The sequence below is a fragment of the Roseateles sp. genome, assembly GCF_031397715.1.
GTDB lineage: Bacteria > Pseudomonadota > Gammaproteobacteria > Burkholderiales > Burkholderiaceae_C > Paucibacter_A.
The window spans coordinates 1-9,686 of sequence record NZ_JANNMI010000360.1 but is presented as its reverse complement, the minus strand read 5'-3'; the positions used below and the strand labels follow the sequence as shown (position 1 = coordinate 9,686).

At 61.8% G+C, this 9,686-nt stretch carries 12 protein-coding genes and 1 pseudogene; 6 read left to right on the top strand and 7 right to left on the bottom strand.

The window, feature by feature from the left end:
• The 5 genes and pseudogenes from RMO57_RS15745 to RMO57_RS15725 all read right to left on the bottom strand — a co-directional run.
• Positions 1-180, bottom strand: a pseudogene (locus tag RMO57_RS15745) (acetyl-CoA C-acetyltransferase); the annotation flags it as partial.
• Between the two features lie 54 nt (positions 181-234).
• The gene (gene aceK / locus RMO57_RS15740) at positions 235-2,040 is read right to left on the bottom strand and encodes a bifunctional isocitrate dehydrogenase kinase/phosphatase (RefSeq protein WP_310388201.1); all 1,806 of its coding nucleotides are present in this window, start codon (positions 2,038-2,040) and stop codon (positions 235-237) included.
• A gap of 20 nt (positions 2,041-2,060) precedes the next feature.
• Positions 2,061-2,741 (bottom strand): carbonate dehydratase, encoded by a 681-nt coding sequence (can, locus tag RMO57_RS15735; protein WP_310388199.1) that lies wholly within the window; start codon positions 2,739-2,741, stop codon positions 2,061-2,063.
• A 25-nt stretch (positions 2,742-2,766) separates the two neighbouring features.
• Positions 2,767-4,014, bottom strand: coding sequence for an isovaleryl-CoA dehydrogenase (locus tag RMO57_RS15730; RefSeq protein WP_310388197.1), 1,248 nt, complete (start codon positions 4,012-4,014; stop codon positions 2,767-2,769).
• Positions 4,015-4,108: 94 nt separating this feature from the next.
• Positions 4,109-4,993, bottom strand: coding sequence for a LysR family transcriptional regulator (locus RMO57_RS15725; protein ID WP_310388195.1), 885 nt, complete (start codon positions 4,991-4,993; stop codon positions 4,109-4,111).
• Between the two features lie 117 nt (positions 4,994-5,110).
• Between RMO57_RS15725 and RMO57_RS15720 the strand changes: the two genes are divergently transcribed.
• The 6 genes from RMO57_RS15720 to RMO57_RS15695 all read left to right on the top strand — a co-directional run bounded on the left by RMO57_RS15720 (position 5,111) and on the right by RMO57_RS15695 (position 8,436).
• Complete coding sequence (locus RMO57_RS15720) at positions 5,111-5,467, top strand: HPF/RaiA family ribosome-associated protein (RefSeq protein WP_310388193.1); 357 nt, start codon at positions 5,111-5,113, stop codon at positions 5,465-5,467.
• A gap of 38 nt (positions 5,468-5,505) precedes the next feature.
• Positions 5,506-6,216, top strand: a complete 711-nt coding sequence (locus RMO57_RS15715) for a Bax inhibitor-1/YccA family protein (protein WP_310388191.1) — start codon at positions 5,506-5,508, stop codon at positions 6,214-6,216.
• A gap of 43 nt (positions 6,217-6,259) precedes the next feature.
• Positions 6,260-6,586, top strand: coding sequence for a zf-TFIIB domain-containing protein (locus RMO57_RS15710; RefSeq protein WP_310388189.1), 327 nt, complete (start codon positions 6,260-6,262; stop codon positions 6,584-6,586).
• An 8-nt stretch (positions 6,587-6,594) separates the two neighbouring features.
• Entirely contained in the window at positions 6,595-6,750 is a 156-nt protein-coding gene (locus RMO57_RS15705) for a hypothetical protein (protein ID WP_310388187.1), read from the top strand.
• A gap of 181 nt (positions 6,751-6,931) precedes the next feature.
• Complete coding sequence (locus RMO57_RS15700; protein ID WP_414896442.1) at positions 6,932-7,411, top strand: exopolysaccharide biosynthesis protein; 480 nt, start codon at positions 6,932-6,934, stop codon at positions 7,409-7,411.
• 53 nt (positions 7,412-7,464) lie between these two features.
• Positions 7,465-8,436: a sodium-dependent bicarbonate transport family permease gene (locus RMO57_RS15695; protein WP_310388186.1), complete on the top strand. Its 972-nt coding sequence runs from the start codon at positions 7,465-7,467 to the stop codon at positions 8,434-8,436.
• Here RMO57_RS15695 and RMO57_RS15690 read toward each other — a convergent pair whose 3' ends face one another.
• Positions 8,437-8,919, bottom strand: coding sequence for a DUF1854 domain-containing protein (locus RMO57_RS15690; RefSeq protein WP_310388184.1), 483 nt, complete (start codon positions 8,917-8,919; stop codon positions 8,437-8,439).
• On the bottom strand, positions 8,919-9,686 hold a 768-nt coding region (locus RMO57_RS15685; protein ID WP_310388182.1), incomplete at its 5' end, for an ABC transporter ATP-binding protein. The genes RMO57_RS15685 and RMO57_RS15690, both read right to left, overlap by 1 nt.

Below are 9,686 nucleotides of genomic sequence, written 5' to 3'. Positions count from 1 at the left end.
GGCCATCAGGCAGTTGCCGATGAAGGCCTCTTGAATCGCGTCGCCGGGCACACCGGCGCGCTCAACCGCGGCTTGAATAGCAAACGCCGCCAACTCCCAGGCCTGCAGGCCGGCGAAGTCGCCTAACAAGCCGCCGATGGGGGTGCGGGCGGCGGAAACGATGACGATGGAATCGGACATAGCAATGCTCCTGGTGGTTTATTGAACGGGAAGATCGTGATGGCTGGCGGCGATCTAGGCCGCGCCATCAACCTGCGGAAAAAAACTTTGGCCTGCCGTGTAGGCAAAGCGTTTGTGCGGGTCATAGGGAAAGACGTCGTGCACATGACCGGCCTGTATGCGCTGCTTGTGGCGGCTCCAGTAGTCGGCGTCGAGCAGATCGGCATGGTGGCGCATGAACAGTTCGCGCACGCCGGGGTGGCCGAGCAAAAAGGGCCCGAAGGTCTCGGGAAAAACATCGCGCGGGCCGACCCGGTACCAGACCTCGGCGGACATTTCTTCTTCCTCATTGCGCGGCTGCGGCACATGGCGGAAGTTGCAGTCGGTCATGTACTCGATCTCGTCGTAGTCATAGAACACGACCTTGCCGTTGCGTGTCACGCCGAAGTTCTTCCACAACATATCGCCGGGGAAGATATTGGCGGCCAGCAAATCCTTGATCGCGTTGCCGTACTCCAGCACCGCGTGCTCCATTTGCGGCGGCGTGGCTTCCTGCAGATAGATATTGAGCGGCACCATGCGGCGCTCGATATAGACATGCTTCAAGACCAGGTCGTCGCCCTTGATCTCCAGCAGGCTGGGGCAGAAATGCTTCAGCTCGGCGACCAACTCATCCTCAAACCGATGGCGCGGAAATGCGACGTTAGAGTATTCCAGCGTATCGGCCATGCGGCCAACCCGGTCGTGCTGCTTGACCAGCAAATACTTGCTCTGAATCAACTCGCGGCTGGTTTCCTTTTGCGCCGGATAGAAGTCCTTGATCAGCTTGAAGACGAAGGGGTAAGACGGCAAATCGAACACCAGCATCACCATGCCCTTGATGCCGGGCGCGATACGGAATTTGTCGGAGGAATGGCGCAGGTGGTAGAGGAAGTCGCGGTAGAACAGGTTCTTGCCGTGTTTTTGCAGGCCGATGGCGCTGTAGATTTCGGCGCGCGGCTTGCGCGGCATCATCGAACGCAGAAAAGCTACAAAGGCGCTGGGCACCTCCATATCGACCAAGAAGTAGGCGCGCGCGAAACTGAACAGCATCAGCAAATCGTCTTCACCGAACAGCATTGCGTCGATGTAGAGCAAGGCCTCTTGGCCCTTGGCCCTAGGCTCGCGGTGCAGGATGGGCAGCGCAAACGGCGTCTCGGTGAAACCGTTGATGATTTTGCCAACCAGATAAGCGCCCTTGTTGCGATAGAACAAGCTGGACAGGACCTGAATCTGGAAATTGGTGCGCCAGCGGAAATCACCCATCTCCTTGCGCACCGCGTTCAGCACCCAGTCGATGTCGCGGCCGAGGTCCTCGAACTCCAGGTCCAGCTGGAAGTTGGTGACGACGCGGCGCATGGTCTCCTGCAGATTCGCGGGCGTCGGGTAGTAGGCGCGGTAGGTCGGCTTGGCCGCGGGCTCCTCATTCTCGATGTACTCGGTCGAAACGGCCGGCCGCACGAAAATGAAATCGTTGTGGAAATAGCCGTGGTGCAGCACCCGGGTGCAGACCGAGTTGAAGAAAGTCTCGGCCAGCTCGGGCTGGTGGTGGTCGATCAGCAAGCCGATGTAGTGCAGCTTGACCTGCTGCCACACATCCATGGGCAGGTGGCTGGTCTGGAAGCGCTGCTCCAGCATGGCGATCGCTTCATCGACCCGCGCGTCGTAGAACTCGATCCGCTCGCGCTGCGCACGCTGCTGACCATGCCAATCGGCCCGCTCGAAGCGCCCCTTGGCCGCGGCCGAGGTGGCGCGAAACAGGCCGTAATGCCGGTTGAAGCCGCCCAGCATGGCCTGGGCTATCTCAAACGCGCGGGAGTCGGTCAGCTTCTGCGGGAACATGGGCAGGCCTCAGTGTTGAATCAGTCGGCCGACTGTAGCCGCTGCCTGTCATAGCGCAGCTTGACCGCGCTCAAGGCGCGTGCAAACGCCGGGCCGACTTGCTCGGCCGCGGCCGCTGTGATGGCGAGGTCTTCCAACAAGCCATTGTGCAAACCATAAACCCAGCCGTGCACGACGATCTCCTGCCCGCGCGCCCAGGCGTCTTGCACCACCGTGGTCTGGCAGGCATTGCGCGCCTGTTCCAGCACATTGAGCTCGCACAAGGCGTCAACCCGCTGAGCGGCCGGCACCGTGTCCAGCCATGCTTGGTGATGGTTGCGCACGTCCTGCACATGGCGCAGCCAGTTATCCACCAAGCCGGTGCGGGCGTCATGCAACGCCGCCTTGACGCCGCCGCAGTTGGAGTGGCCGACCACGATGATGTGCTTGACCTTCAGCGCGTCAACCGCAAATTGCATCACCGACAAGCAGTTCAGATCCGAATGCACCACCACATTGGCCACATTGCGGTGCACGAACAACTCGCCCGGCAGCAGATTGACCAGCTCATTGGCGGGCACGCGGCTGTCGGCGCAACCTATCCACAGGTATTGCGGCGTTTGCTGCTTGAGCAAACGCGAGAAAAAACCGGGCTCGCGCGCCTCCGTGTCGGCGGCCCATTGCTGGTTGCTTTCGAGCAGCTCTTTGAGTTCGGTAGTCATGCAAGCATTGTCGCGGGGAACGGTTTCACATGGTTTCGGCGAACAACTCCCGCCCAATCAACATCCGGCGAATCTCACTGGTGCCTGCGCCGATCTCGTACAACTTGGCGTCACGCCAGAGGCGGCCCAAGGGGTACTCATTGATATAGCCGTTACCGCCAAAGATCTGCACGCCCTCGCCGGCCATCCAGGTGGCTTTTTCGGCCGTCCACAGAATCACCGAGGCGCAGTCCTTGCGCACCTGGCGCACATGCTCGACGCCGAGCAGATCGAGATTCTTGGCCACCGTGTAGGCAAACGAGCGGCCGGCTTGCAAGACCGTGTACATGTCGGCGACCTTGCCCTGGATCAGCTGAAACTCGCCGATGCTTTGGCCGAATTGTTTGCGGTCGTGGATATAGGGAATCACGTTGTCCATCACGCTTTGCATGATGCCGAGCGGGCCGCCGGTGAGCACCGCGCGCTCGTAATCGAGGCCGCTCATCAAGACCTTGGCGCCACCATTGACCGTGCCCAGCACGTTCTCGGCCGGCACTTCGACGTTTTGGAACACCAGCTCGCCGGTGTGGCTACCGCGCATGCCCAGCTTGTCGAGCTTTTGCGCCACGCTGAAGCCCGGCATGCCTTTTTCGATCAAAAAGGCGGTGATGCTGCGAGCGCCCCCGCCGGCCGCACGGCCGCCCGAAGGCCGGCGAGCCCCCTCGGGGGGCAGCGAAGCGTGGGGGTCATCATTTTCGGGCTCGGACTTGGCGTAGACCACCAGAGTGTCGGCGTCGGGGCCGTTGGTGATCCACATCTTGCTGCCGTTGAGCAAAAAGTAGCCGCCTTTGTCTTCAGCGCGCAGCTTCATGCTCAAGACGTCGGAGCCGGCGCCGGGCTCGCTCATCGCCAGCGCGCCGACATGCTCGCCGCTGATCAGCTTGGGCAGGTACTTGGCTTTTTGCGCGGCGTTGCCATTGCGTTTGATCTGGTTCACACACAGATTGCTGTGCGCGCCGTAGCTCAGGCCCACCGAGGCGGAGGCGCGGCTGATCTCTTCCATCGCGATCATGTGGGCCAAATAGCCCATGTTCGCGCCGCCGTATTCTTCACCGACGGTGATGCCCAGCACGCCGAGGTCGCCCAGCTTGCGCCACAGGTCCATGGGGAACTGGTCGGAGTGATCGATCTCGGCCGCGCGCGGCGCGATCTCAGCTTGTGCAAAGTCACGCACCGCATCGCGCAGCGCGTCGATGTCTTCACCAAGTTGGAAATTCAGGCCGGGCAAGTTCATAGCGTCTCCATGATTGTTTGGCGCCGGCCATCGAAAGCCGTCCGCGCGTCTTTTTGGTTAACGCTTACGTAAACGTCAATTTGCGAATTCTAGTTCAATGCCGAGCTTCCAGCAGGCGCCGAATCAGCGGATGGGCCACCTTCTTGTCGGCGCCGATGGCGAAGAAGTTCTCCTGCACGCCCTCGCAGTCGCCGACGCGGCGCAAGTCATAGCGGGAGATCAGCTTGTCTTGCACCAGCTCGGTGGCAGGGAACACACCCATGCCGCCGCCGCCAAAAGTAGCCAGCAAGGCGCTGTCCTCGAATTCGCCGACGATGTGCGGCTGCACACCCAGGCGCTCGAACCATTGGTCAATGCTTGCGCGCACCGCCGAATGCGTGGTCGGCAGCAAGACCGGCACCTTGGCCAAGGACCGCGGGAAGTCAGCCAGCGCCTGCTCGTAAAAGGCCTCGGGCGCATACCAAGCCATTGGCGCCGAGCCCAAAGAGTGGCTGTAGACCTTCAGATTCGGATTGGCCGGAGCCGGCCGGTCGGCCAGCACCACATCCAGGCGGTGCAGCGCCAGCTCGCTCAACAAACCCTCGAACTGATCCTCATGGCAGAGCAGGCGCAGGCCCGGCTCGTCCATCACCGGCAACAGCAGACGGCGCACCGCCAGCTTGGGCAGGCCGTTGGAGATGCCCACTGCCAAGCGCACGGTCGGCGTGCTGGCGGCGTCACGCACCAAGGCCGGCAATTGCTCGCCGAGCTGGAAAATCTGATCGGCCTGCCGCAAGGCAATCTGCCCCGCCTCGGTCAATACCAGGCCACGCCCGGCCGGCTTCAACAAGGCATAGCCCAGGGCTCGCTCCAACTCCCGCACCTGCGTGCTGACGGTCTGCACCGCCATGCCCAGCCGGTCGGCCGCACGCGACACCCCGCCCTCCTTGGCCACCACCCAAAAGTAGTAGAGATGCTTGTAGCTATAGCTCAGACTCATCGGTTAGCCCCGCCATTCATCATATTTAACAGAAGTATTTGTGCGCGATTATCTGCTTTTTCATTTTTGAGCTGCAGCCTATCCTTCATTCACTTTCAAGCCCACAGGAGTTCCGATATGCAAGTCCATTTCGAATCCAAAGACGCCGACGCGCTGGCACTGCGTGAAGTTGCGACCGAGCGGCTGCGTTTCGCCATGCGTCGTATTGCCTTGAACGTACCCCTGGCCCGCGTGCAGATGAGTGATGTCAACGGCCCGCGCGGCGGCATCGACAAGCGCTGCACCCTGGAGCTGCGCACGCATGGCGCCGGCACGCTGGTGATTGTGGCCACAGCCAAGGTCTGGCGCGCTGCCTTCGAAGCTGCGCTGGCCCGTGCGGCACGCAGCTTGGTGAAGGCCTGGCAGCGTGGGCGCAGCCATCCGCGCGGTGACAAGCGATTGCAACTCGTGCCGAATGCGTCGACCGAGCGATAACACCACCCCACCGAATTCAACCGAAAGCAAACATCATCATGGACACCAGCTCGAAGACCTACGCCAGCCCAGCCGTCACAAACGGTATTGAGCACAGCAGCGGCTCATCCACCAGCGTCAGCAGCCCGGCCACGGCGCGCGTTTTGCGCAACACCTACGCCTTGCTGTCGATGACGCTGCTGTTCAGCGCCGCCGTCGCGGCCGCCGGCGTGGCAATGAAGTTGCCCGCTCCCGGCCTGATCCTGACGCTGGGTGCGCTGTTCGGCCTGCTGTTTGCCATCCACAAGCTGCAAAACAGCGGCTGGGCCATCCCGGCCGTGTTTGCCTTGACCGGCTTTATGGGCTACAGCCTCGGCCCGGTGTTGGCCAAGTCACTGGCCCTGCCGGGCGGCGCGCAGACCATCATGTTGGCCCTGGCCGCCACCGGTGCGACCTTCTTGGCGCTGTCGTCCTATGTGCTGACCACCAAGAAAGACTTCTCCTTCATGGGCGGCTTCTTGTTCGCCGGCATGGTGATTGCGCTGCTGGCGGGCCTGGGCGCCGTGTTCCTGCAAATCCCCGCTTTAGGTTTGGCGGTATCGGCGATGGTGGCACTGCTGTCGGCCGGCCTGATCCTGTTTGAGACCAGCCGCATCGTCAATGGCGGCGAGACCAACTATGTGCTCGCCACGGTCGGCCTGTTCGTGTCGATCTTCAATCTGTTCACCAGCCTGTTGGCCCTGTTTGGTTTCGGCGGCTCGGACGACTGATTCCAGGCCACACAAACTCCCCATATTGAAGAGTGAGAACCCCATGAAATGCCCCCGCTGCCCCGAAAGCACCTTGGCGATGAGTGAGCGCCAAGGTATTGAAATCGACTATTGCCCCAGTTGCAGAGGCATCTGGCTGGACCGCGGCGAGCTCGACAAGTTGATCGAACTTGGCGCGCAGGCTCAGTCCCCTGCTTCAACGCCAAGCCAGCACCGCAGCCACGCCCACAGCGACTTCGCGGACTCGGATTACCCACCGGCACAAAGCCGCCACGGCAACCAGGGCCATCAAGGCCAGCAGGGCCATTCCGGCCAATACGGCCAGCCACAGCGGCGCAAGAAGTCCTGGCTCAGTGACTTGTTTGACTAAGGAAAATCATGAACGGAATCATCCTCGGCATTGTATTTTTGTCCGCTAGCGTCCTGTACGTTGCCTACATCGAATTCAAAGCAAAAAACCACCGCGATGGCCGCCTCTTGGCCGGCATTGGCGCCTCCAGCGCCATTGCGGGCGCCGGCCTCTTTATGCTCTGAACAGCGCTCAAAGGCGTTAGCGATGTATCACCCCCCCAGCGATGACCGCCGCACTGTGTAGGCGGCTGCGGCGCGCCGCTGCCGCGTTGCCCGTCGATGCTGTGCCGCTGCAGCATCTCGTCGCAGCCCACGGCCCGGCCGGTCAAGGCACGTTGCTGATTCTGTTGGCTGCACCTGTCTTTTGCCTGTGCCCGGTGTTGGCACGGTGCTGGGTTGCGGGGTTTTGGCGCTAGCGTTGAACCTGTGGCGCGGCAGCGGCGTGAGTTTGCCGCTGCGTGTCGGCGCCTTCGAGCTCTCTGGTCTGTGGGCGGCGCGCGTCCTGCGCTTGTTGGCGGGCTTTTACGCCAGCTCAGGCCGTTTGACGCAACCCCGCCTGATGCATTTTGCGGGCGACAAGGCCCGGCGCTGGCTGGCCATCAAAGCTGCATTGATGGCGGTGCTGATCATTCTGCCCATTCCATTCGGCAATTACTTTCCTGCGCTGGCCCTGATGTTTGTCGGCTTGGGCTTGGTGGCCAGTGACGGCCTCGCAATCCTGGTCGGAACGGCCATGGCTGCGCTGGCCATGGCCTTCGGCATCGGCCTGATATGGGCGGCCTGGTTCTGGGGCTTGGAGGCGTTTGAATTTCTGCACAAGTTATCAATTGGCTTGGCCGCTTAGCACCGAATCAATGAGAATGCGCGCACTCTCACCAAGAGCAACAATCACGCGCCATGCAGAGCTTCCTAGACCCCGCCATCCTTTTCTTTTTGTTCGGCATCATTGCCGGCACGCTCAAATCCAATCTCGAAATACCGCCGCAGATCTCGAAGTTCCTGTCGCTCTATCTGCTGATGGCGCTGGGCCTCAAGGGTGGCTTTGCCCTCTCAGAATCGGGCCTAACTCACGAGGTCAGCGTCAGTCTGGGCCTGGCCCTGCTGCTGGCGGTGCTGGTGCCGGCGATGGGCTATTGGGTTTTGCGCCGCTTCCTGTCAGGCTTTGACGCGGCGGCCATCGCGGCCACCTATGGCTCGGTCAGCGCGGTGACCTTCATCACAGCCGTGCAGTATCTGGACACACAGAAAATAGCCTTCGGCGGTCATATGGCGGCAGCGATGGCGCTGATGGAGTCGCCCGCCATCATCATGGCCGTGCTGCTGGCCAATCTGGTGCGGCGCGGCCAGGGCAACACCGCGACAACGCAGAATCCCGGCCCCTTGTCCAAGGTGATGCACGAAGCCCTGACCGATGGCGCGCAACTGCTCCTGATCGGCGCGATGGTGGTGGGCATCTTGAGCGGCGTCTCGGGCCAAGCCGCGATGAAGCCCTTTGCCGGCGACTTGTTCAAAGGCATGTTGGCCTTCTTTTTGCTGGACATGGGCCTGCTGGCGGCGCGCAATATGGGCGGGCTCCAACGTCAGCCGCCGCTGCTGATCGCTTATGCCTTGGGTGCACCACTGGTGCATGCGAGCATTGCATTAGGGCTGAGCTTGGTCTTCGGCTTGTCGCAAGGCAATGCAGCGCTGCTGATGGTGCTGGCGGCCAGCGCCTCTTACATCGCCGTGCCTGCGGTGATCCGCCACGCCATCCCCGAAGCCAACCCCAGCCTTTACTTCGGCATGTCGCTGGGTCTGACCTTCCCGTTCAATATCTTGCTGGGCATACCGCTGTACGTCGGCATTGCGCAGCGCGTCATTCCCGCCTGATCAGAGAAAACGTTCCAGCAGCTTCTTCGACGGCCGGTCCAAAGCGAAGCGGTCCTGGATCATCAACTGCAGGCCGTGGCTGCTGGCGATCAGGAGCCGCCCGTCGGGCAAGCGGCGAATATCTTCTTCGGTCTTCAAAATGAACACCGTCTCGCCCCGGTCGGTCTCGACCGTCCATTGGCTGGGCGTCGAGAAGGTTGAGACGGCTGTGATGCGCTGAATCGTCGGCATGAAGTCGCGGCTGGCCAACTCGGCCGTCAGCAGCTCGCGCTCGGCCGCCGGCAGCGCGGCCAAATCCTCTATCCAAGCCAGCTCATGGCCATCGCTGCCGACCAGGGACACGCCCTCGTCCGGCGCCGAGATCGGGTGGGCGCGCACCACGCAGACGTCGCTATGTTCACGTCCCTGCTCATCGGTCATGAGCAAACGGCCAAAGGCATTGCGCGACAGGGCTTGAAAGGGGATCTTGGTCATATCACTCATCATTGCTGCGCCGTGTGTGCGTTCAAATTGGGCGGCAGCATTGGCAGCGTCTGCTCGCCGTCGGTGTCAACCCGCCGGACCTGGGCCTCGTACAGGCGCCAATAAGCGCCGCGCTTTTCCATCAAGGCGTCGTGCGGCCCTTCTTCCACCACTTGCCCGCGGTCCATCACCACCAGGCGGTCGGCTTTGCGCAGCGTCGACAGGCGGTGGGCGATCGCAATCGTCGTGCGGCCCTTGACCAGGTTGTCGAGCGCCTTTTGAATCTCTTTCTCGGTCTCGGTGTCGACCGAGGACGTCGCTTCATCCAAGATCAAGATGCGCGGATCGATCAACAGCGCGCGCGCGATCGAAATGCGCTGGCGCTCACCGCCACTCAAGCCCTGACCCCGCTCGCCGACCAGCGAGTCATAGCCTTGCGGCAGGCGCAAGATGAACTCATGCGCGTGGGCGGCACGGGCGGCGCTAACGATCTCGGCCCGCGTCGCCTCCGGCTTGCCGTAGGCGATGTTCTCGGCAATCGTGCCGAAGAACAAGAAAGGCTCCTGCAGAACTAAGCCGATATGTCGACGGTAGTCAGTCACGCCGATGCGGCGCAGATCAATCCCGTCAACGCGGATACTGCCTTCGGTGACGTCATAAAACCGGCAGATCAAGTTGACCAAGGTGCTCTTACCCGAGCCGCTGTGGCCGACCAGTCCAATCATCTCGCCCGGCTTGATGTCCAGCGAGAGGCCGCGAATCACCGCCCGGTTGCCATAGCGGAAACC

Excerpts from the sequence above, each read along its gene's own strand:
- RMO57_RS15720 (WP_310388193.1), top strand. The coding sequence starts at position 5,111 with ATGCAAGTCCATTTCGAATCCAAAGACGCCGACGCGCTGGCACTGCGT.
- RMO57_RS15695 (WP_310388186.1), top strand. The coding sequence starts at position 7,465 with ATGCAGAGCTTCCTAGACCCCGCCATCCTTTTCTTTTTGTTCGGCATC.
- RMO57_RS15710 (WP_310388189.1), top strand. The coding sequence starts at position 6,260 with ATGAAATGCCCCCGCTGCCCCGAAAGCACCTTGGCGATGAGTGAGCGC.
- RMO57_RS15730 (WP_310388197.1), bottom strand. The coding sequence starts at position 4,014 with ATGAACTTGCCCGGCCTGAATTTCCAACTTGGTGAAGACATCGACGCG.
- aceK (WP_310388201.1), bottom strand. The coding sequence starts at position 2,040 with ATGTTCCCGCAGAAGCTGACCGACTCCCGCGCGTTTGAGATAGCCCAG.
- RMO57_RS15690 (WP_310388184.1), bottom strand. The coding sequence starts at position 8,919 with ATGAGTGATATGACCAAGATCCCCTTTCAAGCCCTGTCGCGCAATGCC.
- RMO57_RS15715 (WP_310388191.1), top strand. The coding sequence starts at position 5,506 with ATGGACACCAGCTCGAAGACCTACGCCAGCCCAGCCGTCACAAACGGT.
- can (WP_310388199.1), bottom strand. The coding sequence starts at position 2,741 with ATGACTACCGAACTCAAAGAGCTGCTCGAAAGCAACCAGCAATGGGCC.
- RMO57_RS15725 (WP_310388195.1), bottom strand. The coding sequence starts at position 4,993 with ATGAGTCTGAGCTATAGCTACAAGCATCTCTACTACTTTTGGGTGGTG.
- RMO57_RS15705 (WP_310388187.1), top strand. The coding sequence starts at position 6,595 with ATGAACGGAATCATCCTCGGCATTGTATTTTTGTCCGCTAGCGTCCTG.